The sequence below is a fragment of the Methylorubrum sp. Q1 genome (genome assembly GCF_004683995.1).
In the GTDB taxonomy this organism is placed as follows: domain Bacteria; phylum Pseudomonadota; class Alphaproteobacteria; order Rhizobiales; family Beijerinckiaceae; genus Methylobacterium.
In genome coordinates, this window is sequence record NZ_SRHQ01000006.1 from 105391 (window position 1) to 131285 (window position 25895).

At 70.8% G+C, this 25895-nt stretch carries 15 protein-coding genes; 8 read left to right on the plus strand and 7 right to left on the minus strand.

What is annotated here, in order from left to right; translation table 11 throughout:
• Window positions 1–21 precede the first annotated feature (21 nt).
• Complete coding sequence (locus tag E4V01_RS08095) at window positions 22–8265, minus strand: hypothetical protein (protein WP_135297998.1); 8244 nt, start codon at window positions 8263–8265, stop codon at window positions 22–24.
• Window positions 8266–8626: 361 nt separating this feature from the next.
• Here E4V01_RS08095 and E4V01_RS08100 point away from each other — a divergent pair, with 361 nt between their 5' ends.
• Window positions 8627–8971, plus strand: coding sequence for an Hpt domain-containing protein (locus tag E4V01_RS08100; RefSeq protein ID WP_135297999.1), 345 nt, complete (start codon window positions 8627–8629; stop codon window positions 8969–8971).
• 213 nt (window positions 8972–9184) lie between these two features.
• A complete protein-coding gene (locus E4V01_RS08105) occupies window positions 9185–9505 on the plus strand; it encodes a 2Fe-2S iron-sulfur cluster-binding protein (RefSeq protein WP_003604694.1) in 321 nt (106 codons plus the stop codon).
• A gap of 219 nt (window positions 9506–9724) precedes the next feature.
• Here E4V01_RS08105 and E4V01_RS08110 read toward each other — a convergent pair whose 3' ends face one another.
• The gene (locus E4V01_RS08110; protein WP_135298000.1) at window positions 9725–10900 is read right to left on the minus strand and encodes a VWA domain-containing protein; all 1176 of its coding nucleotides are present in this window, start codon (window positions 10898–10900) and stop codon (window positions 9725–9727) included.
• 235 nt (window positions 10901–11135) lie between these two features.
• Between E4V01_RS08110 and E4V01_RS08115 the strand changes: the two genes are divergently transcribed.
• The 3 genes from E4V01_RS08115 (at window position 11136) to E4V01_RS08125 (ending at window position 13033) form a co-directional block, all read left to right on the plus strand.
• Window positions 11136–11534: a hypothetical protein gene (locus E4V01_RS08115; protein WP_060771726.1), complete on the plus strand. Its 399-nt coding sequence runs from the start codon at window positions 11136–11138 to the stop codon at window positions 11532–11534.
• A gap of 370 nt (window positions 11535–11904) precedes the next feature.
• Window positions 11905–12435 carry a MucR family transcriptional regulator gene (locus E4V01_RS08120; protein ID WP_135298001.1) on the plus strand — a complete coding sequence of 177 codons (531 nt, stop codon included), beginning with the start codon at window positions 11905–11907 and terminating at the stop codon, window positions 12433–12435.
• A 364-nt stretch (window positions 12436–12799) separates the two neighbouring features.
• Entirely contained in the window at window positions 12800–13033 is a 234-nt protein-coding gene (locus E4V01_RS08125; RefSeq protein WP_135298002.1) for a hypothetical protein, read from the plus strand.
• Window positions 13034–13276: 243 nt separating this feature from the next.
• Here the strand turns inward: E4V01_RS08125 and E4V01_RS08130 are convergent, their stop codons facing one another.
• The 4 genes from E4V01_RS08130 to E4V01_RS08145 all read right to left on the minus strand — a co-directional run bounded on the left by E4V01_RS08130 (window position 13277) and on the right by E4V01_RS08145 (window position 18302).
• Window positions 13277–14011 (minus strand): sigma-70 family RNA polymerase sigma factor, encoded by a 735-nt coding sequence (locus E4V01_RS08130; protein WP_135298003.1) that lies wholly within the window; start codon window positions 14009–14011, stop codon window positions 13277–13279.
• 247 nt (window positions 14012–14258) lie between these two features.
• Window positions 14259–15080 carry a class II glutamine amidotransferase gene (locus E4V01_RS08135; RefSeq protein WP_135298004.1) on the minus strand — a complete coding sequence of 274 codons (822 nt, stop codon included), beginning with the start codon at window positions 15078–15080 and terminating at the stop codon, window positions 14259–14261.
• 58 nt (window positions 15081–15138) lie between these two features.
• The gene (locus E4V01_RS08140) at window positions 15139–16365 is read right to left on the minus strand and encodes a hypothetical protein (protein ID WP_135298005.1); all 1227 of its coding nucleotides are present in this window, start codon (window positions 16363–16365) and stop codon (window positions 15139–15141) included.
• On the minus strand, window positions 16362–18302 hold the full coding sequence (locus E4V01_RS08145) for a quinol:electron acceptor oxidoreductase subunit ActD (protein ID WP_135298006.1): 1941 nt from the start codon (window positions 18300–18302) through the stop codon (window positions 16362–16364). Before E4V01_RS08145 ends, E4V01_RS08140 begins: the two co-directional genes overlap by 4 nt.
• A gap of 419 nt (window positions 18303–18721) precedes the next feature.
• Here E4V01_RS08145 and E4V01_RS08150 point away from each other — a divergent pair, with 419 nt between their 5' ends.
• From E4V01_RS08150 to E4V01_RS08160, 3 genes are all read left to right on the plus strand, one after another.
• Window positions 18722–21325 carry an ATP-binding cassette domain-containing protein gene (locus E4V01_RS08150; protein ID WP_135298007.1) on the plus strand — a complete coding sequence of 868 codons (2604 nt, stop codon included), beginning with the start codon at window positions 18722–18724 and terminating at the stop codon, window positions 21323–21325.
• Window positions 21326–21450: 125 nt separating this feature from the next.
• Window positions 21451–22641 (plus strand): murein L,D-transpeptidase family protein, encoded by a 1191-nt coding sequence (locus E4V01_RS08155; protein ID WP_245517472.1) that lies wholly within the window; start codon window positions 21451–21453, stop codon window positions 22639–22641.
• A gap of 190 nt (window positions 22642–22831) precedes the next feature.
• A complete protein-coding gene (locus E4V01_RS08160; protein WP_135298009.1) occupies window positions 22832–23737 on the plus strand; it encodes an MBL fold metallo-hydrolase in 906 nt (301 codons plus the stop codon).
• A 528-nt stretch (window positions 23738–24265) separates the two neighbouring features.
• Here E4V01_RS08160 and E4V01_RS08165 read toward each other — a convergent pair.
• Entirely contained in the window at window positions 24266–25756 is a 1491-nt protein-coding gene (locus tag E4V01_RS08165; protein ID WP_135298010.1) for an amino acid permease, read from the minus strand.
• Window positions 25757–25895: the final 139 nt, after the last annotated feature.

Consider the following 25895-nt stretch of genomic DNA (forward strand, 5'->3'; position numbering starts at 1 on the left):
CGCCTCATCCGCCTGTCGGCCTCAGCCCTCGTCGAACCGGCCACTGGCATGGGCGAGCATGGTGTAGACCTTGCCCGTCTCGGAGGTGAGGTAGGCGTCCGCGCGCTTGGTGTCGCGGTCGTTCTTCGTCACCTCGCCGAGCAGACGCTCGAACTCGCCGACATAGCGATCAACCGTGCGGCGGAACTCGGCATCCGCCCGGTAGCGGCGCTGGATCTGCTCGAAGGTCTGGCGCCCCTGGACGGTGTAGAGGCGGCCGTCGAACAGGTTGGTGTCGCCCTGGCGGTAGCGCTGCCAGAACTCGACCGAGGCCTGATGATCCACCATCCGGGCGATGTCGGTCGAGATCGCATCGAGCGAGATCCGCTCCACCGGTCCCTTCGCCTCGGGCGCGGCGGCCGGAGCCGGGGCGGGGACCGCCTCGGCGCCGTCGTCGTCGAGCGAGGCGCGGGTCAGGAGATCGGACAGCCAGCCGCGGTTGTCGCGGGTGCCGGGCCGCCCCTGGACCGGACCGGGGACAGCGGCCGGGCTCGCCGGACGCACGGGAGCCGCCGGCTGTGACCGGCCCGCCGTCGGGGCCGCATTGCGGACCGGCGCAGGCGCGGAGACCGGAGCGGGCACGGAGACCGGAGCGGGCGCGGCCGCCGACACCGCGCGTCCGGCCTCGGCCGTGCGGCGCTGCTCGGCTCCGCGGGCCTGCGCCGCCGGCTGGGCGACATCGACCGAGCGGTTCGAGCGGGCCACCAGGGCGGACAGCTCGTTCAGCGCGTCGATCTGTTCGGCCACGACGCGGCGCATCTCGCTCGTGGCATCCTGCGTCTCGCGGGGCAGGTCGAGAACGCCGCGCTGCAGGTCGGCGCGGGTGGCGTCGAGTTCGCGGCGGATCTCGGCGGCCATCGCGTTCATCCGCGTGACCGAGTCGCCGAACTGGCCGGAAGCGGCGGCGAAGCTCTGCATCATCTTGGCGGACGCCTCCTCGATGGCGCGACGCACCGCTTCCGCCGTGCGGGCGCTCTCGGCGTCCGCGCCGCTGCGCAGGCGCTCGAAGTCGCCCGCCACGGCGGTCCCGGCCTCGCGGGCCACGCGGGCGACGCTCTCGCTGAGTTCGCGGGCGCGGGCCTCGGCCGCACGCAGCGTCTCCTCGATCACGCTGCCGAAGCGGCCGGTCTGGGCCTCGATGGCCTGGCTGCGCTCTTCGAGGCGGGACAGCACCGCCTCGACCACGGCCTGCCGGCTCGACAGGCTCTCGGCGAGCCGGCCCTCCACCGCTTCCAAGTTGCCGGCGGCGGCTTCGAGCGCGCCGACATGGGTGCCGGTGCGCTCCACCAGCGCCTTGCCGCGGGTGTCCAGGGTCTCGGCGAGGCTCGACGCCTGGGCGAGCGCCCCCTGCGAGGCTTCGCGGAGCGCCACGACCTGGGTCGAGACCCGGTCGGAGGCCTGCGCCGTGTCGGCGGCGATCCGGTCGAGGGCCGACTGGATCTGCTCGACGCGGGCCGCGAGGCCTTGCTCGATGGCACCGAGGTTCTCCGAGGCGCCGCCGACGAGCTCCTTCAGCCCGTCATTGGCGTTCTCGATCCGGCTGAGGAAGCCGGCAACGTCGCGGCGGACCCGCTCATGCGCCTGGGCGACGGTGTCGGCGGAGGCCGCCGCGCCCTCGTCCAGCGCGACGCGCAGGGCCTTGGCCGACTCGACGGTGCGGACGACGATAGCGTCGGTGCGCTCGCGCAGGGCCTCGACCAGCGGTGCACCCTTGTCGGCGATGAGCCGGTCGAGGGCCTGCTCCCGCTCGGCCAGCGCGTCGGCCAGGGCCGCGGCCGGTCCGTCGATCATGCGGGCCAGCGCGCCGTTGCGCTGATCCATCGTCTCGGCCAGCGCGTCGGCGCGGGCCTGGACCTCGGCCGCGTGACGGCGGGCGCGCTCCTCCAGCATCCGGCCCATCTGGGCGATGCCGTCGTCCACGAGCGCCGCGTAGGCGTTCTGGCGCTCGTCGAAGGTCTCCGCCAGGGCGGCCTGCCGTTCGGCACGCTCGTCCAGGGCCGCGACCATCCGGGCGGTGCCGCCGTCGATGAGCGCCGCGTAGGCCTCCTTCTGGCGGTCGAACGCCTCGGCCAGGACCGCGTGGCGGCGGGCCCGTTCTTCCAGTGCGGCGACCATGCGGGCGGTGCCCTGCTCGATCAGGCTGGCATAGGCGTCCCGCTGCCCGTCGAACGCCTCGGTGAGGGCGGCCTGCCGCTGGGCCCGCTCGTCGAGAGCCGCGACCATCCGGGCGGTGCCCTCCTCGATCACGCTCGCATAGGCATCCCGCTGCCCGTCGAGGGTCTCGGCGAAGGCGGCCTGCCGCTGGGCTCGCTCGTCGAGAGCCGCAACCATACGGGCGGTGCCCTCCTCGATCAGCGCCGCGACGTCCCGCTGACGCTCCTCCACCGTCTCCGCCTGCGCGGCGTGGCGGCGCGCCCGTTCTTCGAGCGCGGCGACCATGCGGGCGGTGCCCTGCTCGATCACGCTCGCATAGGATTCCCGCTGGCCGTCGAAGGCCTCGGCGAACGCGGCCTGCTGCCGGGCGCGCTCGTCCAGCATCGCCGCGATCCGGGCGGTCCCCTCTTCGATCAAGGCGGCGACAGTCTTCTGGCGCTCCTCGACCGTCTCGAACTGGGCCGCGTGCTGGCGTGCGCGCTCATCGAGCGTCGCGACCATGCGGGCCGTGCCTCCGTCGATCTGCGCACTGTAAGCGTCCTGGCGCTCGTCGAAGGCATCGGCCAGTGCGTTGGCGCGGTTCGCCACCACGGTGGCGAAGGCGCGCAGGCGGGCGTCGATGCGGGCGGTGAAGTCCTCGCTGCGGGCCTCGACGGTCTGCGACAGGGTGGCCGCCTGGTTCTCCACGAGCCGGGCGAACTCACCGCCGCGGCTCTCGACGAGCCCGTCGAGACTCCGCATCCGCTCGTCGAACACCGTCGCCAGCGCCTGGGTCTGGGTCTCGAGACGTCCGGTCAGCGCCGTCGAGCGCTCATCGACCAGGGCACCGAGGGTGGCGTGGATCTCGTCGAACAGGGCGCGCAGCTCCTGCGACCGCCTCTCGACGGTCTGCGCGACCTGCTGGCCGCGCCCGTCCACGATGTCGCCGAGAACGCCGAGGCGCTCGTCGAACAGGTGGGCGAGACCCCGTGTGCGGGCATCGACCTCGCCGGCCGCGCGGCCGATGCCGCCTTCCAGCGTCTCGACGAACAGGCGCGCGCCCTCGGTCAGCGCTGTTTGAAGCGGCAGGATGCGGCCCTGGAAGCCCTCGTCGAGGCGGCCGGCATGGCCGTCGAGCAGCCCGCGGATTTCAGACGTGCGGTGGTCGAGGATGTCCTGAACCGTGCGGGCCCGCTCCTCCAGGGTCGTGCGCAGATCGTCGCTGCGGGCATCGAGCATGGCGCGGATCTCGCCCGCGCGGCTGTCGAGGAGATCCTGCACCGTGCGGGCCGGCTCCTCCAGGGCGGCGCGCAAGGCGCCGAGCCCGGTCTCGAACTCGCCGCGGACATGGCCGGCGCTGCCATCCACGAGGCCGCGCAGCTCGCCGGTACGGCTGTCGAGGGTGTTGCGGATCTCGTCGCTGCGATTGTCGAGCAGCTCGCGCACCATGCGGATGCGCTCTTCGAGCGTCGTATCGAGGGTGCCGAGGCTCGCCTCGAACGCGTTGCGCACCCGTCCGGCACCGCCCTCCATCAGGCCGCGCAGATCGTCGGTGCGGTGATCGAAGGTGTCGCGGATCTCGTTGCTGCGGGCGTCGAGCAGGTCGCGCACCGTGCGCAGGCGCTCTTCCAGCACCGTCTCGAAGGCGCCGAGGCCCGATTCGAGCTCGCCGCGCACGCGGCCGGCACTGCCCTCCATCAGGCCGCGCAGATCGTCCGCGCGGCTGTCGAGCAGGGTGCGGATCTCGCCGGCCTGGGTCTCGAAGGCGTGGCCGAGGCGGCCGGTGCCTTCGCCGAGCAGGCCGTCGACCTGCCCCATGAGGTCGCGCAGGGTCGCGAGCAAGGCGGTGCCGCGGCGGTCGAGCAGGGCGCCGAGCGAAGCGCCGCCCTGTTCCAGGGCCTGGGTGATGTCGGAGAGGCGTCCCTCAAGCCCTTCGACGGCCACGCGGCCACGCTGGTCGAGGTCGGCGGCGAGCGCGCCGCCGCGCTCGTCGAACAGGTGGTTGAGGCTCTCGGCCCGCTCGTCGAACAGGCGGGCGATGGCCTCGACATGACCGCCCAGCGCCTCGACGGCGAGGCCGCTGCGGCGCTCCAGCAGGGCGACGAGGTCGCGGATGCGGCCGGTCAGCTCGCCGTCGATGGTGCGGGTGCGGCTCTCGATCAGGCGCACCGCTTCGAGCGCCTGGATGCCGAAGGACTCGTCGAGGTGGCGGGTACGCTCCTCCAGCGTGCCGCTGAGGGCGTCGAGGCGCGCGACCACGCCGGTATCGAGGCGCTCGGCGCCCTCGTCGAGGCGGCGGGCGAGATCCTGGGTCGTACGCTCGAGCCGCTCGGCGATCTCGGCCGCGCGGGCGGCGAGAACGTCGCCCACGGAGCGGCCGCGGGCCGCGATGTCCTGCGCGGAGCCTTCGATGCGCCGGTCGAGGGCGTCAGTGAGGATGCGGTTGCCCTCATCCAGCGTGCGGGCGATCTCGGAGCTGCGCAGCACCAGCGCCTCGTTGAGGGCGTTGGCGCGGGCACCCAGCCGCGTGTCGACATGGCCGACGAGGGCCGCGAAGCTCTCGCCGATCTCGGCGGCGCGGCGGGCCGAGAGGGATTCCATCTCGCCGATGCGGGCCTCGACGGTCTCGCTGGCGAGGCGGGCACGCTCGGCCAGGGAATCGGCCAGGGCGTTGCCCTGCACGGCGATGATCCGGTCGATCTCGGTAAGGCGCGAATCCAGGGTGTCGCCGAGCGTCTGCGCGTTGCCGGCGATCCGGTCGGCGAGGATGTCGCCGCGGGCAATGGTCTCCTGAAGGGCGGCGAGCCGGTTGCCCAGAGCCTCCTCCACCGCGCGGGTGCGGCTGTCGGCGGTCTCGACGAAGGCGGCATGGCTCCGGTGCAGGGTGTCGCCGACCTGCGATACGTGGCCGGCAATGGCGAGCACGACCTCGCGGCCGGCGCCTTCGAGGCGGGCCTGAGCCTCGTCGGACTGGCTGGCGATGAGCGCGGCGGCGCCGCGGCCGTGGCGGCCGAAGCTGTCCTCCAGGGTTCCCAGACGGGTCTCCAGCTCGCTGCCGACGCCCTCTGCGGTGCGCGACAGCGCCTGCGTCGTGGCCTCGCCGCGGGCGGCAACCTCGTCGCCGAGCCGGCGCAGCGTCTCGCGCAGGGCCTCCAGGGCGCTCTCGGTGCGGCCGCCGACCTCGCCGCCGGCCTGTTCGGCCGCACGGGCGAGGGAAGCGGTGGCCTCGGCGCTGCGGGCCGACAGCTCGTCGCCGATCTGGGCCAGGGCGTCGCGCAGGCTGCGCAGCGACGCCTCGGTGCGGCTGTTGACCTCGCCGCCGGCCTGCTCGGCCGCGCGGGCCAGGGCCGCACTGGTCTCGGCGCCGCGGGCGGACAGCTCCTCGCCGATCCGGCCGAGCGTCTCATGCAGGCTCCGCAGCGATTCCTCGGTGCGCGCACCGACTTCGCCGCCGACCCGCTCGGCGGTCCGCGCCAGCGCGTCCGTGAGCTCGGCGCTGCGGCCGTCGATCTCGTTCTGCACCTGCCGCAACAGGTCGCGCAGGCCCTGCGCCGACTGGTCGGCACGGCTGCCGATCTCGCCGCCGGCCTGAGCCGCCGCCAGCGACAGGGCGACGCTGGCCTCCGAGCCGCGCACGGAGATCTCGTCGGCCACCTGCCGCAGGAGATCCTGAAGCGCGTGCATCGACTGGTCGGTGCGGTTGCCGATCTCGCCACCGGCATGGGCGGCGGCAAGCGCCAGGGCGCCGGTCGCCTCGGCGCTGCGGGCCGACAGCTCGTCGGCCATCCTCTGGATCGCGGCATGAAGGGCCTGCGACGCGCTCTCGCTACGGCTGCCCAGCTCACCCCCGACGCGGTCGGCGGCGGCCTGGAACCGGCCCACCACCTCGTCCGAACGGCTCTCGACAGCGGCGGCGGCCTCGTCGGCCGCGCGGCGCAGCGCCGCCGCGGCTTCGGCGAAGCGGGTGGTGACGACGGCGCTCTGCGCCTGCGCGGCCCCCGAGGTCTCCTCGGCAACGTGCAGCATCCGCGCGGTCGATTCCACGGCGCGCTCGGCGAGCAGGCCGCTCATGGCCTCGGCGGCCTCGCGCAGACGGCGCTCCAGCGCTTCAACGCTCGCGCCGACGGACGCGGCCGCGGTCTCGGCGTTGCGGCGGATGCCGTCCTGGGCGGCGCCGGTGCGGGCATCGAGATCCTGGCCCAGACGGGCCACGGTCTCGCCCAGGCTCTCGGCGGTGCCGTTCGCATTCGCGGCGAAGGTTGCGCCGAGCCCGGCCAGGGCCTGCTCGACGGTGGCGGCGGCCTGCGCCGCGCGCTCGGTCATCAGCCCGACGACACGATCGCCCGCCATGTCGAGGTTCGAGGCCAGCGCCCCGCCCTGGACGGCGATGACATCATCGACGCGGGACGCCGCCGCCTCGATGCGGGCGGCGAATTCGAGACCGCGGCCGTCCATGGTCTCGGCCGCGCGGGTGGCGGATGCCAGGAACGCGTCGCGGACCCGGTCGATGCGGGTGGAGAAGTCGTCGGCGACGCTGCCGGCGGCAAGCGCCAGGGCGGCCTGCGCGTCGCGCCCGCGGCCCTCGATCAGCTCGGAGACGCCGGTGCCGGCGGCCTCGATCTCGGTGCGCAGCGAGGCGCCGCGAACGGCGATGTCCTCGGAGATCGCCGCGCCGGTGGCGGCGAAGGTGCGGCTCAACCCCTCGCCGGTCTCGGCGAAGCGGGCGGTGATCGCGCCGCCGGTCTGGGCGAAGCGCTCGGTCAGCTCGGTCCCGCGCGACAGGAAGGCCTCCTCGAGGCCCTTCGTCGAGCGCTCGAAGGTCTCGCGCACGGCGCCGCCCTGGCGGTCCAGCGCCTCGATCAGGCCGGTGCCGGTCTCGGACAGGGATTGGGCGACGGCGCCCGCATTGTCGGCCAGCGTGCGGGTGAGCGCCCCGCCGGTGCGCTCAAACGCCTGCGTCACCTCGTCGGCGCGCTGCTGCAGCGCGCTGGTGAGGGTGGTGCCGATCTCTTCCAGGCCGCCGCGCACGCCTTCGCTGGTGGCGATGAGCTGGCGGACGAGGTCGTCGCCGCGGGTCGAGACGTTGCCGACCACCCGTTCGCCGACCTCGCCGAGCGCTTCGGTGATCGCGGTGCCGCGGGCGTCGAGCGCCCCGGTCACCCGCTCGCCCGCGCCGTTGATGGCGGCCACGATGCGCTCGGCCGCGCCCTCCAGCTCGCTCGACAGGTTCTCGTGCGAGCCGGCGATCGCCCCGCGCACCCGGTCGGCGCTGCCGACGATGGACTCACGCTGGGCGATCAGCTCATCGACGAGGCTGCGGATGCGGATTTCGTTGTCGGAATAGGCGCGCTCCAGGGTCGAGATCTCGCCGCGCACCAGCGTTTCGAGTTCGCCCGCGCGGGCCAGCGCCCGCTCCACACCGTCGCCGACGGCAGCGACTTCACGGCGAACGGTCTGCGACATGGTCAGCACCGCGTCGGTCGAGAAGCTCTCCGGCTCGGCCAGCCGGATCGCGACCTCGCCGACGGCGCGGGCGACGAGGCGCATCTCGTGGGCGCGCACGGCCAGCATCGCCGTGATGAGGAACAGCACGATCGGCCCGGCAATGGCGGTGGCCACCACCGCCGCCTGAAGCGCGGTGAGCCCGGTGATGAACGTCTTCAGATCGCCGCCGGATTGGTTCCAGGCGAGCGCCACGAGGCCGTTGAGCCACAGAAACGAGGCGATGGCCGCGACGAGGTACGGCTTGCGCGAGGGCCGCACCCGGAGCGTCTGCTGAAGGATTCCGATGTTCTGGCGGTCGTCGTTGGCGACCAGCGAGCGGTCGGGCGGCAGAAGCCCGCCCTCGCGGCGCGAGCGCCCCCGCTCGGGCAGCGGCAGATCGGACGCGGAGGGATCGATGTCGAGGGTCGGGGTGCGGCGTCCCCCGGCCTCGGAGAACGGATCGGCCAGCGGATCGCCGTCGCCGACATCGGGCAGCCGCGGCTCGACGCGGGCGGTGTCGCCCGGCGCCGGAATGTCCAGATTCAAAGCCTGCTCGATCGCGGAGAGGGCCGCCTCTGCCGGATCCTTCAGCTTCTTCTCGGTGGCCATGCAACCCTCGTACGCATCGCCGTCCATTGCAGAGCTCGCGCCCTCCGCAATGGAGACGGATTTACCCGACGTCTCACGGGATCTTAGTCCCTCGGATGATGCCCCCGATACCCGATCGGCCCGGCGCACCCAAGAAACCTTAACGGAATGGTTACCAAGCCGGGTCCCGTGATCCGGCATTCGCCCCAAGTTCTGACGCTTGCAGCCTTAAACGGGTACGCCCCGGGCCGCCCTGCGCTGTGGATAGCCGGCGCCGCCCACAGGCAGGTCGCCGCGCCGAGTGCTTTTTCCCAGAACCGAGCGGATGGAGTGGCCGTTTCATCCCACACTAATGATGATCGAGCAGACGATGAGGACGGACGTGGACCTCGAGAATAAGCTCGCCCCTCTGCTGGATCACGCTCACCTCGATGCGCAGACCTTCGGCGATGCCGACCTCGCCCGGGAAGTGCTGAGCCTGTTCGAGGATCAGTGCCGCCGGCTCCTGCCCGCGATGGCGGAGGCGAGCCGTCCGGCGGAGGAACGCGCCGATCTCGCCCATACGCTCAAGGGTGCGGCGCTCGGCGTCGGAGCGATGCAGGTGGCCGAGGCGAGCACGGCCGTCGAAATCGGGTATCGCACCGTCGGCGAGGCCGATCTCGAAGGGTTGCGGAGCGCCGTCGCCGAGACGCTGGAGGCGCTCGCCGCCCGCGGCCGGGAGATGTGAGCGGCCGCCTGTCAGGCGCGCTCCCTGCCCGCGGCGTAAGACCGCCGCCGCATCGTCCCCACCGCTCGGCGATCGGACGCGCGGCATCCGCACCGGCGGCGCGACGGAAAAGCGTCGGCTTCCCGCTTGCTTTCTCACTCCGCCGCCCGCAAGCAGGCGCCACGCCGCCCCTGAAGGATCGCAGGCGGACGCCGACACGTCCCGGAGCAAGGTATGCCCAAGATCACCTTCGTCGATCACGCCGGCACGGCCCGCACGATCGACGGCGAGGTTGGCTCGACCGTCATGGAGACGGCGATCCGCAACAATGTTCCGGGGATCGATGCCGAGTGCGGCGGAGCCTGCGCCTGCGCCACCTGCCATGTCTATGTGGACGGGGAATGGGCCGACAAGGTCGGGCCGGCCGAGCCGATGGAGCAGGACATGCTCGATTTCGCCTCGGACGTGCGCGCGACCTCGCGCCTGTGCTGCCAGATCCGCGTGACGCCGGAACTCGACGGCCTCATCGTGACGACCCCGGCCCGCCAGGGCTGAGGCGACGCCGCGCGGGGCCGGCCTCGCTCCGGGCGAACGCGCCGCGCGCGTCCTGCTGATGAACGCCGCCCGATGCCGGACACGCTACTGCTCGGCCTCTCGCTCTGCGGCGCCGACCACACCGAGGCACGGTTCCAACCCGAGCATGTCCTGGTCGGCAGCCTCGACGGGCTCCCGCCGCCGGGCGTCCTCGTCGCTGCCCTGTCGTCGGAAAGCGCTTTAGCGCAGCAGCGCCCGCATTGCCCCGTCCAACCCTTCGAGCGTCAGCGGGAACATCCGGTCCGCGAAGATCCGGCGGACCATGCCGATCGAGTGGGTGTGGGCCCAGTGCTCGGCCGGAATCGGGTTGAGCCAGACCGCCTTCGGGAAATGATCGAGAACACGGCCGAGCCAGACCTCGCCCGCCTCCTCGTTCCAGTGCTCCACCGAACCGCCGGGATGGGCGATCTCGTAGGGACTCATGGAGGCGTCGCCCACGAACACCACGCGGTAGTCGCAGGGATAGGTGCGGATCACGTCGAGGAGCGGGATACGCTCATCGTGGCGGCGATGATTTTTCGTCCACACCGCCTCGTAGGGGCAGTTGTGGAAGTAGAAATGCGCGAAGTGCTTGAACTCGGAGCGCGCCGCCGAGAACAGCTCCTCGGCCAGCTCCACGTGCCAGTCCATCGAACCGCCGACATCGAGAAAGAGCAGCACCTTCACGGCGTTGCGCCGCTCCGGGCGCAGCCTCACGTCGATGAAGCCCTTGCGGGCGCTCTCGCGGATGGTGCCGTCGAGGTCGAGTTCGTCGGCCGCCCCCGTGCGGGCGAAGCGGCGCAGGCGGCGGAGCGCCACCCGCATCGATCGGGTGCCGAGTTCGCGTGAATCGTCGAGATCCCTGAACTCGCGTCGGTCCCAGACCTTGACCGCACGGAAGTTGCGGTTGCCGTCCTGGCCGATGCGGATTCCCTCCGGATTGTAGCCGTAGGCGCCGAAGGGCGAGGTGCCCCCGGTTCCGATCCATTTCGACCCGCCCTGATGACGCTCCTTCTGTTCGGCAAGGCGCTGTTTCAACGTCTCGAACAGCTTGTCCCAGCCCAGCGCCCTCAACTCGGCCTTCTCATTCTCGGTGAGATGCTTCTCCGCGAGCTTGCGCAGCCATTCCTCGGGGATGGCAGCCGGTTCGACCGCCCCGCCCAGCGTTTCCAGGCCCTTGAAGACGGAGGCGAACACCCGGTCGAACCGATCGAGGTTCGACTCGTCCTTCACCAGCACGGTGCGGGCGAGGAAGTAGAATTCCTCCACCTGCTTGTCCGCGAGGTCGCTCTCCATCGCCTGGAGCAGCGTGAGATACTCGCGCAAGGACACCGGCACGCGGGCCTCGCGCAGGCCCGTGAAGAATTGGAGCAGCATGAGGCCTAAACGCCCGAGCCCGGCCCGCAGGTCAAGCCGATGCCGGGCTCGAGCCGAGCGGCAGGCGTCGAACAGCCGAGCTTGAGAGCCTTCGACTCCTGTGGACAGTGCCGTTTTCCCGTGGATATCGCCCGGCACCACCTTTGAGCGTGAGGAATAACCGTCATCTCGGCGGAACTAAGGTGCCTTCGCACAATGCAGGATGCGTCCGTGACTTGACGATTGGAAGGACTCCATGCCCGTGGTCTTGCGATCCCTGAGCGATTTCAAGAAATTCCTCCGCAAACCCGGAGCGACCCTTCAGATCGTCCAGAACACCTTCGTCGATCGCCAGGACGCGGAGTCCCGCGCCGCTTATCGCCGCAAGGGCCTCTACGAGCCGCGAACCCTCCGGGCGATATCGAAGAAGGCCGCCGTGTTCGACGTGAAGGGCCACGAAACCACCGTGTGGCTCTACTGGGATCGCGGCACACGACACTGGCGCTTCTCCGGCGATACCGTCACGGTCCCGCTCAACGCCGCCCTCGGACCGCCTGACGCGGTGGTCTATCGCTGCACTCTTCCTCAGCCGAGCGGGCAACGCCGTTCCGCCAGCGAGCGCGGCGACGATGAGGCCATGCTACCGGGCCTGTAACAGCAGGCTCCGACCGATACAGTTCGGCCGTCAGGGTGGGGCGAACCATCCGGGACCTGCCGTCATCCACGAAAGCCGGCCGGCTCGACCTGCAGAGACCGGCGGTCAGCTCGGACTGACCTATCACACTTTGTTGAACGGACGAATCAAGCGCCCTTCATCGTGTGATTGATCAAACCTCAGCTTGCGCGCACCACCTGGAGAGATCCCAAACTGCTGTCTGATCCGGACTGATCGTTCGCAATAGCAGCCAGATCGTGGTTTTTCTCGATTTTGCAGTCGTTTTCCGTGAAAATGGCTAGAACCGGACTTGAATCTTTTGCAAATCCTTTTAGCTCACAAGAACGAGGGGAAAACAGGATCAGGTACAATGTCGGAAACAAATCAGGTCTCGCAATACGACCGTATCGAACTCGCGGCCGATCTCGTCTCGGCTTATGTCTCAAACAACTCTCTACCGTCGGCCGAACTCGCGGGTTTGATTGTTCAGGTTCATGCTGCCTTGGTCGCCCTGTCGGCACCGCAGGCGCCCAAGGAAGAAGAAGTCGAGCGGGCGACACCGGCCCAGATCAAGAAGTCGATCACGCCGGATGCCCTGATCTCCTTCATCGACGGCAAGCCTTACAAGACGCTCAAGCGGCACCTGACTACGCACGGCCTCGACATCGACAGCTACCGCCGTCGCTATGGCCTGCCGACCGACTATCCGACGGTCTCGTCCAACTATTCGGCCGCGCGCTCGGCGCTCGCCAAGGATCTCGGCCTCGGCCAGCAGCGCCGCAAATCCTCCGCGAAGTCCGCGGAGCCGGTCGACGAGGTGGTGGCGGAAGCAGCCCCCGAGCCGCGCCGCAAGACCGCCGCCGAAGGCCGCAAGACCGGCGGGCGCCGCAAGGCCGCCTGAGGATCGATGCCGTGTCGGCGGAGTCATCGGACTCTGCCGGCCGGCTTCGACACGGCGCGTCGACGTAGTCCGAGCCGTGGAATTTTTGGCCGATCGTTGAGGCCGCCGGGCCGGCTCGACGCCCTCAGGGCATCACGGACGGCTTGCATCGGCTGCAACGACGGCTCGTCATACAGGCGCCCCGCTCGCTCACCGCCCATAGTTTCCCGCCCACGGCAGACGTGCCCATAAGGCACCGCACCCAGATGCGGCCAGCGGCATCGCGCGAAAGCGGGCTCCCAACAAGACAGGACCGCGAGGCGCTCGCATTCAGCGCCGCTGGCTTCGTCCGACGTCAGATTTTCGCGACGGGACGCCCGCGCAGATGCCGATCCTCACCCAGGTCGCTCAAACCGTCGCGCTCACGCACGATCCCGACACGATCAGAAGCGTCATGTCGGCCCGTGAATACAATCGGGCGCGCCTCCGAAACGGCATCGACAGCATCGCCCGGCACGATAACCGATGGCTTTCAGCACGTGACGCTGCGAGATTTGAGACCCCGAGCACTGTCTTGGACTCGTTTCCGGACAGCGCCCCCGTCTCGATCGGCCGGTGAAGTGCCGACAGACCGGCTTTCAGTCGGCCAGACCTCGAGATGACGCGACAGCCGATCCCGCGTCACGCGTGCGATAACCCACGGCACAGGAGCAGATGCGGGTTCGACACCGAAGAGCGGGCCGGATCGCCGAGTCCCGTTGTCGGACCCGGCCCCCATCGTCGGGCAAACCGCCCGGCTTTTACCGCATCCGTCGCCACCTTTTCGATGGCGCGACGGTTCCGGCGTCCTTCGCGCTAAAAATCAGGCGTCGGGCATCGCGGATTGGATGAGACGGTCGGAGGTCAGATCCTCCTCGTCATACCCGAGGAGTTCGGCGAGGCGTCCGCGGGCGCGGCTGACGCGGCTCTTCACCGTGCCGACCTTGCAGCCCATGATGGTCGCAGCCTCCTCGTAGGAGACGCCCTCGGCGCCCACCAGCACGAGGGCCTCGCGCTGGTCCGGCGGCAGCTTGGCGAGCGCCGTCTGCAGATCCTCGACATCGAGCCGGTCGCCCTGATGCGGCGCGGTAGCGAGGCGGGCGGCGTAGGATCCGTCCTGATCCTCGACCTCGCGCACGCGCTTGCGGTGATCCGAGTAGAAGATGTTGCGCAGGATCGTGAAGAGCCACGCGTTGAGGTTCGTGCCCGGCTGGAAGCGGGCGCGGTGCTGCCAGCCCTTGAGCAGGGTGTCCTGCACGAGGTCGTCCGAGCGGGCCGGGTTCGAGGTCAGCGACAGGGCAAAAGCACGCAAGGACGGCACAGCGGAGAGCAAGCCGTTGCGGAATTCGGGGTCGATCCGCTCGCCCTGCGCCTTGAGGGCCGCTTCGAGCTTGCCGATCAGCTCGGTGAAGCGGGACGGTGTGTCCTCGCCCGCCCCCAGCGTGTCGTACACGCTGCGCAGATGATCGCCGAGATGGCTGCGGATCGAGTCGGAAAGTTTGGGACGGCCGTCTGTCATCGCGGGACGATCCAGGGTCGCTTCGGTATCGTTACGCATCGGGCTCTTCGTGATCGGGACGTTTCGGCAACGATGGTGCAGGGCAGCACGCAGGGCAGGCCCCGGCACGGCCCTTAACATAGTTGTAGCGCATCGGCCCGATCCCGCACACCCGCGCCACGTGAAATACTGCCACGCTTGCACACAAGACGGTAGTCTGTCGCCCGAAGAGTGAGATGATTCGCCGATCCTGTCGTATGAATGCGGCAAATCGGCAGGCCAATCCGCTTTTGCCGATTGATCACCCTCAGACCGCGCCGTGGATCTCCGGCATCGGACGCGAGCGCCGCCGCGTCGCGCCCTTCCGCACCCGCACCACCCCGTCGGTGAGAACGAGGGTGTCGCCGCGCTCCAGTTCGGTCCAGGTCTCGTCCCGGGTCAGCGCCCGCGTGGCGATCATGGTGACGATATCGGTCTCGGTGGTTTCCTGAGCGAAATCGACCCGCCAATCCTCATCGATCAGCGTGGCCGTGCCGAACGGCGCCCGGCGGGTGAGGTAGCAGAGCCGCTTGCCGCAATGGGCGTAGAGCACGCGGCTGTCGGACAGCAGCATGTTGAACACGCCGCGCTCCGAAAGGATGAGGGCGTAACCCGCAATGGCCGCCTCCAGGGTCGCGGCGCGGGGCGGCTTGGGGAAGCGCTCCTGGAGCTGCGACAGCATCCAGCAGAAGGCGTGTTCGCTGTCGGTGGTGCCGACCGGCTCGAACCGACCGAGCGGCAGCCGCTTCACGCCCTTGAGCTGGCCGTTATGGGCGAAGGTCCAGCGCCGGCCCCACAGCTCGCGGGAGAAGGGGTGGGTGTTCTCCAGGCTCACGCGCCCGCGATTGGCCTTGCGGACATGCGCGACGACGATCCGGCTCTTGATCGGATAGCGGCGCAGAAGCTTGGCGAGTTCGGAGCGGGCGCTGGGCTCGGGGTCGTGAAAGGAGCGGCAGCCGCGCCCCTCGTAGAAGGTGATGCCCCAGCCATCGGCATGCGGGCCGGTCTCGCCGCCGCGCCGGGCCAAAGCCGCGAAGGAGAAGCGGATATCGGTCGGCACATTCGCGCTCATTCCGAGCAATTCGCACATGGTTGCCGGGGTCTTCTGCGTCGCGCGCGGTGGGATGGCGGGGGGCGGGGAGGGGAAACTAGGAAGCTTCGGGGGGAGGAACAACCGATTTGCGCTGCCTGTCCCCCGCCGCCGCGCCCGGTCTTCCTCGCGCGCGCTCGCGGCCCGGCCAGACGGGAGTGACGGCGAGACCCGGAATCAGGCGCCGGACCGCGGGCGCCACTCCCAGGGCGAGCCCGATCATTCCGGCGAGGGCCAACAGGTCGGTGAGGCCGATGCGGAAGTGGCCGCGGAAGGCGGGCGTGACGAACCAGAACAGTTCGGCGAGATGGACCGCGACGGCGAGCGCCGCCACCAGCCGCGTGCGGTTCTCGCCGGGACGCAGGGTCAGGAGGGCGGCTAGCCCCACGACGACGGCGGCGGACAGCGCCAGGGCGCGGCCGGAAACGCCCGCGCGGAGCCGATACCACGCCGCGGCCCCCGGATCGGCGGCGGCGCCGAGCATCAGGAACTGCACGACGTGCAGGCCGGCCCAGACGAGCAGCAGCACGGCGAGCGGCGTGAGCCGATCGTGGCGGCGCCGGGCAGGCCCGGCATCGGGCGGCGCGACGAGGATCGCGGCGGCGAGCGCCAGACTCGACCACGCGGCCAACACCAGCAGGCCGAAGGCGCTGGCATGGAAGCGCAGGCCGGGATCGGTTCCGACCGACATGACGAGGTCGTCCGCGGCCAGCGTGCCGACCACGGTGTGGAGGCCGAGGCCGAGCACGGCGCGCCCGTCGTCGATCCGCCCGGCCTTGGCCCAGGGCTCGCCGCCGCGGCGGGCGAAGAGCAGGGCGAGACCGGTCCAGAGCGCGAAGTAGAGGGCGAGGCGGGCGGCCAGGAGCGGCGCGGCCCCGAACAGGGCGAACGGCCCATCCGGCCCGGCGCCCTCCGGCGCCGGGTAGAGGAGGAAGGCGGCCACCGGGATCGGCAGAGCGAGGATCGCGGCCACCGGCATCAGAACCAGCAGGCCGCGCAGGGTCTCCAGCAGCGCGGTCTCGGGCTGCGGGCGCCACGCATCCGCCCGCTCGATCATGATGACGACGGGCAGAGCACCCGCCGGCAGCGCGAGGAGGCAGGTCCAGGCGGCGAGATAGGACGGCGCGAGCCGCGGCATTCCGGCATGGTGGAGCGCCAGCAGGAGGCAGACCAATCCCGCCGCGAAGGCCGCCGCCGGGCGGCGGGCCGGATCGCGGAAATAGGCGCTGGCGGATTTCGCCCCCGTCGCCTTGCGGGCGGCGCCGCCCTTCTCCTCCGCACTCACCGCTGCGGCTCCCCTGCGGCGAGGCCGTAGAGGGCGAGGGGACGTCCCGCATCCGCCGGCAGGGCGTTCAGGCGACGGGCGAGGGCGGCCGGAATGAACGGAGCGCCGGAGGGCTCGATCGTCAGGACGAAATGTCCGGAGAGGGCGGAGGGAGGGACGCGGCCAGCCCGCCCGACTCTCACAGCGGAGACGAGCGCGACCGCAAGGCCGAGCACTCCGCCCGCCGCCGCGGCGGAGAGAGCCGGCACCGCCGTCATGGCCCAGGATAACGGCCACGAGGCCGGCCAAGGCGTTGGCCAAGCGGTCGGCCAGGAATTGGGCCAGGGATTGGGCCAAGAGAACGGCCGGGCGAGGAGCGCCGCCACGCTCGCCGGCCCATCCGGCATATCCCCGCCAAATCCCACGATGCAGATGGCGAGGAAGGCCGCAAATCCGAGAAAGGCCCCGAACAGCGCGAGGCGGCTCAGGCTCCGCTCACGCCGGCGAAGGGCGGCGCCGGCCTCCGGCGTCGGCACCGGGCCGAAGGCGTCGAGGCGCGGCGCGCGGGGCCCCGAGAGCCCACGCGCCGCCTCGGCCAGCCCGGCCTCCGAGGCGAAGATCGCGATGAGGCCAGGGGGCTGGACAGGGGATTGGGGAGGGGATTTGGCAAGAGGCTGGACGGCGAACGGGCCCAGCCGGGTGTCCGGCGCGATCTCCGGCACCCGCGGCGCGGCGTGCGCGTTCTGGGCGAGGGCGAGTTGGCGTGTCTCGGCGATTCCGACCGGCGGCACGAGGCGAAAGAGAAGCAACAGGCCGAGAACGAACAGCCCGGCGGATCCGAGGGTCGCGACCCCGGCGGTCAGGAGATCCGCGACGGCCGCCCCCGTCGCCCCGATCCGCGTGGCGAGCACGTGATCCGCACCGAGACCGATGGCGACGAGGGCGCCGATCAGGCCGAGAGCGAGGGCGCTGCGGCGGATGGCGGGGATCCAGAACAATTGCGTGGGGAGAAGCCCGGCGAGCATGAGTGTCCAGAAGGCGGGCGCCTCGTCGCCGAGGAGCCTGCGCGTCAGCCGCGCCCGCTCGGCCGCGTCGCCGTAGAGAAGGGCGGTGACGATCTCGGTGACGTGGCAATAGAGGGCGGCAAGGCCGAAGGCGAGCAGCAGCCGCCCCAGGATATCGAGGTGCCGGCCGGTGATGAGGCCGTCGAGCCCACGGCTTCGGCGCAGGGTCATGGCGAGCGCCGCAATCAGCCCGGCGCCCGAGAGCACCGCCTCGACCAGCAGGGCGACTGGAAGCAGGGTGTCGTGCCGGTCGGTGCGAAGGGCGGCCGCGAGCGCGAGGTCGATCAGCACCGCCACCGCCGCGAGAATGCCGAGCAGGCCGAACCCCCGGCAGGCCCGCTCCCAGGCGAGCCATTGCAGCGCCGAGCCGCACCAGCCGGCCGACAGCGTTCGGTAGAGGCGGGCGCGTCGGCAATCCGGCCCCGCGGCGTCGCGCAGCACCGCCAGATCCGGCAGGAGCGCCGCCGCCCAGAGGCCGAGGCTCGCCAGGAGCAGGGCCCCGAGGCTCACCGGATGGACCGGCACCGGGTGGAGCGCGGCGAGACCTGCGCAGAGCAGGGCAGCGGTCTGTGTCAGGCGGCCGATCCCGCAGCGCCACGCCACGCCCGCCAGCAGCAGCAGCCCCGAGATCAACAGGCAACCCGCGGCGAGCCCGATCCACCACGCGGCACCGGCCGGACCGAACGCGGCGGGTGCAGCCGAGCGCAGACCGGCCCAGACGAGGATCGGGACGAGGGTTCCGGCGACGGCGAGCCGCCAGAGGCGGCCGGCGGGCGCGAGCACACTCCCCGCGAGCGCCGCGGCGATCGACGAGACCGTCTCCTCGGCCCCGATCACCGGCGTGCCGTAGAGGGGAACGGGTTCGGCGGCAGGTGGAAACGCGTGTTCGGCCATCGGCTCAACGGTCGGCCGCGGGCTGCACGCGGCTTCGATCCTGAAGGATAAAGGCAGGCGATGATATGTCTCGCACGGCCATCCGGTGTCGTCCGAAGGGAGGGTGGGGCAAGGCGCGGCCGAACGGGATGACGCGGAAATGCGGGAAAGGCAGGCCCCCCGCCCGCAGAGTCGAACGCGGATCGCCCGCCATGTGCTCTCCCGCACCAAAGAGCAATGCCGCAGCGGGAATGCAATGCGGCGGGCCGGCCGCGCGGGCTTGCGCCGCGGCGTTTCCGTGCGAAGAGGACGATCCGTAACGGCCTCCTCACGCGCCTGCCCGCCGGATCGTCCCTCACAGCGCCGAAACCGTTCTCCGATGCCGCACCCCCCCGCCGCGAATTCGTCGGCCAAGGCTTGGCCGGGCGCCCGGAATGCCGATGGAGCGTGATCCCGTCCTGTTCGCCTGGGCCTCGTCGCCGCGCCGGCACGCGGCGGCGCTCGGGCTGGCGGTGGGCCTCGGCGGACCGCTGGCGCTGTTCGTGCTGCTATGCCTGCGCGACCTCATCTCGGTGCTGACCCGCAGCAGCCCGGACTTCCTGCCCTTCCTGCGGATTGCCCTGCCTCTGCCGGGCCATCACGGCGACGAAGCGCCGATCCTGTTCCAGGGCTGGAGCCTGCCCCCGACGGAACTTCCCCTGATCGCACTGACCTCGCTCGCCGCTGCAGCGCTGCTGCTGGCCGCCCTCGGGGCCGCGGTCGCGTATCTCTGCTTCTCCGTCCAGGCCCGGGCCACGGCGCGGCTGCGGGCGCGGGCCACCGAGGCGATCCTCGCCTCGCCGCCCGGTGCCCGCGAGGATCTCCGCGCGCTGCCCGGCCTCGTCGGCCAGGCCCTGACGCGGATGGGCCCGCTCGCGGCGGTCGGCATCGTCGTGCCCGGCCTGACGCTCGCTGCGATCCTCCTCGCCCTCGTCATGGCGGAACTCGCCGCTCCGCGCCTCGTGCCGGTGATCGCGCTGTTGCTCGCCGCCGTCGGGCTGGCGCGGGTACTGCTCGCCAGCCGCACCGCCGCCCGGCGCAGCCTGCGCCAGGCCGACACCGCCGCGACCGAGGCGGGCCTGCGCGACCTGATCCGGCGGATGCCGGCGGTGCGCGCCCACGGGGCGGCGGCGTTCGAGCGTCGCCGCCTGGGGCTGCGCGCACGGGCGGCGCGCAGCGCGCTGGTGCGGGCGGAAGCTCGGCTCGCCTATGCGCGGGCCCCGGCGCTCGCGCTCGTCGTGATCCTGCCTGCCCTCCTCGTGGCCACCGCCCTGTGGCAGGGCGAGGCGGCCACGGAGGCCGACAACGTCCTGCCCGGAGCGCTGGTCGCCGCGGCCGGCGCCTTCGCCCTGGCGGCAACCCTCGTCGCGATCAGCCTGCGCCTGTGGAGCCAGCACCGGGCGGCGGCCCCGCTGTTCCGCACCATCGCCGAGACGCTGGACGCCCTGAGCCCCCGCCTGCCGGGGAACCGATCGCGCAAAGCGGCGCCGTTCCCGGTGGCGGGCGCCCTGGTCGCGAAGGGCGTCGGCGCCTACGATCCCGGCAGCGGCGAGCGGCTGACGGGCGTCGATCTCGCCCTGCCGATGCCGGCGCATGTGGCGATCGTGGGACAGCGCGGCAGCGGATCACGGGCGCTCGCCGCCCTGCTCGCCGGGCAGATCGAACCCACCGCCGGCGCCGTCACCTATGGCGGCACCGATCTGCGCGCCTTCGACTCCGCCGAGCGCGCCCGGCGGATCGCGCTGGCCGGCTCGGAGGCGATCCTGATCGAGGGGACGCTGCGCCAGAACCTGCTCTACGGTGCCCGCAGCGGTGACCGTGAGGCCTCGGGGCTGGCCGAGCGCATCGCCATCCTCAAGCTCACCGGGCTCGACGCCTTCGTTTACGAGCGGGGCCTGGAGGCCTCCGTCGATCCCGAGGACGATCCCGCTACGGCGGCGGCGGTCGTCGCGGCCCGCTGGGCGGTGCGCGAGGCGTTGGCGAGCGAGGGCATGGCCCGGCTCGTCGAGCCGTTCGATCCGGCCCGCTACAACCATCAGGCCGATATCGGCGAGAACATCCTGTTCGGCGAGGCGGTGAGCCCGGCCTTCTCGCAAGCGCGGCTCGCGGCGCATCCCTACCTGCGCGCGGTGCTGGAAGCGGAGGATCTGACGCGAACCCTGGTCGAAGTCGGGCTCCAAGTGGCGCGCTCCACCGTCGAGATCTTTGCCGACCTGCCCGACGATCACCCGCTGTTCGAGACCTTCTCGCTGTTTCCGGCGGCCGAGCGGGGCTATTTCGAGGATCTGGTCGCGCGCCAGCCCGAGTCCCGCGGCTTCCGGCGCGGACCGGCCGGGCACCGCGACCGCGAGCGGCTGATCGGGCTGGCGCTCCGCTACAGCGAGACCCGCCACCGCTTCGGCCTGATCGACGAGGCACTGGAGCAGCGTCTGGTCGCCGCCCGCCACTCCTTCGCGGCGATGCTGCCGCCGCGCTACCGCGAGAAGGTCGAGTTCTACGATCCCTCCCGGCTCACCGCCGCCGCGAGCCTGGAGGAGAACCTGCTGTTCGGGCGCATCACCCAAGGCGAGGCGGGCGCCGAGGGGCGGGTGCGCGCTCTGGTGCGCCGGGTGCTCGCCGAGCAGGGGCTGGAGCCCACCGTCTACCGGCTCGGCCTCGCGGCGCGGATCGAGGCGGGCGTGGCGGTGGCGGGCCAGGGCCAGCGCGCGATCCTGGGGGAGGGCGCCATCGGCCCGCGCGAGCGGGTGGCGATCGAGTTCGTGCGCTGCCTCGTGCGCCGTCCGGACATCCTCGTGGTCGGCCTCTCCCTCGACGACCGCAAGCCCGACGAGATCACCGCCCGGATCGAGCGCCTGCGGGCGCTGCGCGCCGGGGCGGCGCTGATCGTCTGCCTGCCCGACGAAGACACCCTGAACCGGCAGTCGCCGTTCGACGCCGTGCTGCGGGTGGAGCGCAACACGGTGGTGACGAGCGATCCGCAGGAAACCGAGGCGGTCGCCGTCTGAGGGCTTCCCTTTCCCGCAAAACCGCCCCAAAGCTTGTGCACGATCCGGTTCCGTCGCCCGCGGGCACCGCCGGTCGGCCGCGATCGAGACGGTGCATGCTTCCTCCGAACCGCTCTCGAGGCTCTGTGAGATCGTTCCTCAGAACCTTGATTCCGGGGCTTGTCGGGTTGTCGATCCTTACGGCGTCGAACACGCTCGCCCGGGCCGACAAGGCGAATGCGCCGATCCCGGCCGCAACCCTGGCGCTGATGGCTGCACGCGGCACCAACGCCGCCTCGCCGATCGTGCTGCGGGCCTACAAGAAGGAATCCGAGATCGAGGTCTGGAAGCGCAACGCCGCCGGGCGCTACGTGCCGATCAAGACCTATCCGATCTGCCGCTGGTCCGGGCAGCTCGGGCCGAAGACCAAGAGCGGCGACAGGCAGACGCCGGAGGGGTTCTACACGGTGGCGAAAAGCCAGATGAACCCGAACTCGCGCTACTACCTCTCCTTCGACGTCGGCTACCCCAACGCCTACGACCGGGCGCACGGCTCCACCGGCTCGGCGGTGATGGTGCATGGCGTCTGCTCGTCGATGGGCTGCTTTGCCATGACGGATGCGGTGGCGGGCGAGCTGTTCTCGATCGCCCGCGAGGCGTTCGCCGGGGGGCAGGGCGCGTTTCAGTTCCAGTCCTTCCCGTTCCGAATGACCGCCGCGAACATGGCCCGGCACCGGACCGACCCGAACATCGCCTTCTGGCGCCAGTTGAAGGAAGGCTCGGACCGCTTCGAGGCGACCGGCGAAGAGCCGGCCGTGAGCGTCGCGAGCGGCCGCTATACCTTCGCGCCCTCGCGCGATCCGGCCAAGGAGGCGGCCTTCACCGCCCTGCACAAGGATGAGACCGACCGCATCGCCGCCTTGGTGGAGGAGGGCGCGGCGGCCGTGCGCACGACCTATTCCGACGGCGGCCAGCACGCCTTCTGGGCAGCCCGGATCCTTCAGGGTCATCCGGTGGGCGATATCAGCCGGCCGGAGGCGCTCGCTTATGCCGGCCAGGAGGTCGTGCTGATCCCCGCCCGCCGCAGGGCACCGCCACCGCCGCCCGTGCCGGACGCCGTATGGGCGGCCTGGATCGGCACGGACAGCCCGTCGCTCACCGTGCGGACCGCGGGTTTCGTGCCGCCCTACGCCGCCGCGACCGCCCGCATCACGGCACCGGTCACGCGCTATGCGCAGACCTGGCCGAGCCTCGCCCGCGCGGCGATCGAGCGTGCGCTGCCGCCGCCCGACCTTGCCCCTTTGCAACCCTCGATTGAGAAGCTGGCCCAGCGCTGACTTGGAGCCGCTCAAAACGGCGTGTGCGAGCACGCACACAAACCCGAATGGCGGCCCCCCATCTCGACACTGTACACTCGGATCCTGAAGAGGGGCCGAAGAACAGCCGCGGATCCATAGCGCGGATGCGTGCGGCGGCACCACTACCACAGAGAAAGCCCGGCCCGAGGCCGAGCATTGGTACCGATCCATGACCCTGCCATATCCGGCCAAGGACGATTCGCTCGTCCTGCGTTTCTGGGGCGTCCGCGGCTCTACGCCGGTCAGCGGCCCGGAGAACGCCGAGTTCGGCGGCAACACGCCGTGCCTGGAGGTCCGCTGCGGGGAACGTCTGTTCGTGATCGATGCCGGCTCGGGCCTCGGCGCCTTCGGGCGCAACTGCCGCGAGAGCCTGCCGCAGGATATCGACCTGCTGTTCAGCCACCTGCATCTCGATCACACGGCGGGTCTGCCGTTCTTCAAACCGGCGGTTCTCGACGACACCCGCACGATTCACACCTATTGCGGCAACCTCGACGGAGCCAGCGCCGAGGACGCCCTTGGCCGGCTGTTCTCGCCCCCTCTCTTTCCCGTCACGCTCGACGTGCTGCCCTGTTCCTTCGCGCATCACGGCTTCCGGGCGGGCGAGCCGCTCACCTTCGCCGACGGCATCCGGGTCGATACGATTCTGCTCGACCACCCGCAGGGATCGACCGGCTACCGCTTCGACCACGGTGGCAAGCGGCTCTGTGTCATCAGCGACATCGAGCACGGCGTGAACTGGCCCGATCCGGACCTGTGCCGCTTCGTCGAGGGAGCCGACCTCCTCGTCTATGACGGCATGTTCACGGAGGGCGAGTATCCCTGCTGCAAGGGCTGGGGCCACTCGACCTGGCAGAAGGGCGTGGAACTGGCCAAGGGCGCGGGCGCCAAGGCGCTCGCCATCATCCACCTGCACCCCTGCCATTCGGACGTAGAGTTGCGCTCGGTCGAGGCCGAGATGCAGGCCGCGATGCCCACCGCCTTCATCGCCCGCGAGCGGCAGTCGATCGAGGTGGGCCGGCCGCTCGTCGGCCTCGCCGAACCCCCGGTGCTGACACTGGCACGCCGGGCCTGAGGCGGCCGCGCAGCGCTCGGAAGCCCAGGGAACGCTTCGCAAACGGTCCGATACGGTCCTCCCTTCCCATCATGCCGATGGCCGATCCGACCCGAGCAGTCTGCGCAAGAGCGGTCCGCGATCCGTGGACGTTTCAGCAGGGTCACGCTCCGCAAAGATCACACGTCTTCGGACGGTCGTGCCGGCCGGGACGTCAGGCGCCATCGCGGCGGCTCTGAAGCACGGGGACGCCGATGTCGTGGAGCCTTTCGACGCCATCGTGACCGTCAAGGCTCCCGAATTGGGGGCGGTCGATGACGGGTGACGCTTGTTAGAGCATCATCCCGAAAGGTGGTTGCCGGCTTTCGGGATGATGCAAAAACAAGAGGATAGAGGATCAGCCCCACGGACTAATCAAGGACATATCGGCCCCTTCCGCGCTTCGTAACCGCATCTCCAAAGACTGGATAAAACAAAGCCCACCCGGCGCGAGCCGGGTGGGCTTTCTGTCTTCTCACGGCCCCGTTCGAGGCAGACGAACCTTCGAACTCACAGAGCCGAGGTCGCGTTCGCCCCTTCCTCGCGGCCGATGCGGCTGTGCTTGCGGCTCCAGGCGAAATAGATCACGAGGCCGATCGCCAGCCAGATGATGAGGCGCAGCCACGTATCGCCATCGAGCGAGAGCATCATGCCGAGGCAGAACAACGCGCCGAGGATCGGCACGAACGGCACCAGCGGGGTGCGGTAGGCGCGCGGCGCGTCGGGCTGGGTGCGGCGCAGGATGACGACGCCAGCGCAGACGAGGATGAAGGCGAGCAGCGTGCCGATGCTCGTCATGTGGCCGAGCTGCGAGATCGGCAGGAAGCCGCCGAGCGTGCTCGTGAACACCATGAAGAACAGGTTCGAGCGGTAGGGCGTCTTCCACTTCGGATGGATCGCCGAGAAGAAGCCCGGCAGCAGCCGGTCCTTCGACATGGAGTAGAATACCCGGCTCTGGCCGAGCAGCAGCACGAGGATCACGGTCGAGAAGCCGCAGATCACGCCGAAGGTGACGAGGCTCTTCAGCCACGGAAACGGCGTCGCGGCGATCGCCGTGTTCACGGGGGCGGCGTCGCCGCGCATGGCGTCGTAGTGGACAAGGCCGGTCAGCACACCCGCAAAGGCGATGTAGAGCACCGTGCAGATCGCCAGCGAGCCGAGGATGCCGATCATCATGTTGCGCTGGGGGTTCTTGGCCTCCTGTGCCGCGGTCGAAACCGCATCGAAGCCGACATAGGCGAAGAACACCACGCCGGCCGCGCGCATCACGCCGCTCCAGCCATACTCGCCGAAGGTGCCGGTGTTGGGCGGCAGGAAGGGGTCGTAGTTCTGCGCCTTCACGTAGAACAGGCCGACCCCGATCACGATCGCCACCACCGCGAGCTTGAGCAGCACCACCGCGCCGTTGACGCGGGCGGATTCGCGGATGCCGATCATGAGCAGGGTCGAGGCCGCCACCACGATCAGAATCGCCGGCACGTTGACGATGCCGTGCGCCAGCGTGCCGTCGGCGAGCTGGTAGGTCTCGAAGGGGGAGTGCACGAGCGAGCCCGGCAGGTTGATGCCCAGCGTGTCGCGCATGAAGCGGGCGACGTAGCGCGACCAGCTCACCGAGACGGTGGCCGCCCCGACCGCGTATTCGAGCACGAGATCCCAGCCGATGATCCAGGCGATGAACTCGCCCATCGTGGCGTAGGTGTAGGTGTAGGCCGAACCCGCTACCGGGATCATGCCGGCGAGTTCGCTGTAGCACATGCCCGCGAGCGCGCAGCCGATCGCCGCGATGGCGAAGGAAACCGTCACCGCCGGGCCGGCATGCTCGGCCGCGGCGATGCCGGTGAGCGAGAACAGGCCCGCCCCGATCACCGCGCCGATGCCGAGGCCGATCAGGCTCCAGGGGCCGAGATGGCGTTCCAGCTTGTTCTCGCCGGATTCGGCGTCGGCGTTGAGCCGTTCGAGCGTCTTGATCCGGAAAAGGTCACTCGCCAAGCCTGACGCCATGTCTGCCCCACCCCCTCGTACCGGCCGAACTCCTCTGACGGAGCGGCCGAATTCTCACACAGATGAATCGTGAAACCGACGCGGGCGCAACGGCCTCAGGCGACATTGCGGTGCAAGGACCCGGCCAAGCTAACACGCG

What these genes read in the sequence shown, in the direction of transcription:
- E4V01_RS08120 (WP_135298001.1), top strand. Translation starts at nt 11,905, where the DNA reads ATGTCGGAAACAAATCAGGTCTCGCAATACGACCGTATCGAACTCGCG.
- E4V01_RS08150 (WP_135298007.1), top strand. Translation starts at nt 18,722, where the DNA reads ATGGAGCGTGATCCCGTCCTGTTCGCCTGGGCCTCGTCGCCGCGCCGG.
- E4V01_RS08115 (WP_060771726.1), top strand. Translation starts at nt 11,136, where the DNA reads ATGCCCGTGGTCTTGCGATCCCTGAGCGATTTCAAGAAATTCCTCCGC.
- E4V01_RS08165 (WP_135298010.1), bottom strand. Translation starts at nt 25,756, where the DNA reads ATGGCGTCAGGCTTGGCGAGTGACCTTTTCCGGATCAAGACGCTCGAA.
- E4V01_RS08110 (WP_135298000.1), bottom strand. Translation starts at nt 10,900, where the DNA reads ATGCTGCTCCAATTCTTCACGGGCCTGCGCGAGGCCCGCGTGCCGGTG.
- E4V01_RS08145 (WP_135298006.1), bottom strand. Translation starts at nt 18,302, where the DNA reads ATGGCCGAACACGCGTTTCCACCTGCCGCCGAACCCGTTCCCCTCTAC.
- E4V01_RS08135 (WP_135298004.1), bottom strand. Translation starts at nt 15,080, where the DNA reads ATGTGCGAATTGCTCGGAATGAGCGCGAATGTGCCGACCGATATCCGC.
- E4V01_RS08160 (WP_135298009.1), top strand. Translation starts at nt 22,832, where the DNA reads ATGACCCTGCCATATCCGGCCAAGGACGATTCGCTCGTCCTGCGTTTC.
- E4V01_RS08125 (WP_135298002.1), top strand. Translation starts at nt 12,800, where the DNA reads ATGCCGATCCTCACCCAGGTCGCTCAAACCGTCGCGCTCACGCACGAT.
- E4V01_RS08130 (WP_135298003.1), bottom strand. Translation starts at nt 14,011, where the DNA reads ATGCGTAACGATACCGAAGCGACCCTGGATCGTCCCGCGATGACAGAC.
- E4V01_RS08095 (WP_135297998.1), bottom strand. Translation starts at nt 8,265, where the DNA reads ATGGCCACCGAGAAGAAGCTGAAGGATCCGGCAGAGGCGGCCCTCTCC.
- E4V01_RS08105 (WP_003604694.1), top strand. Translation starts at nt 9,185, where the DNA reads ATGCCCAAGATCACCTTCGTCGATCACGCCGGCACGGCCCGCACGATC.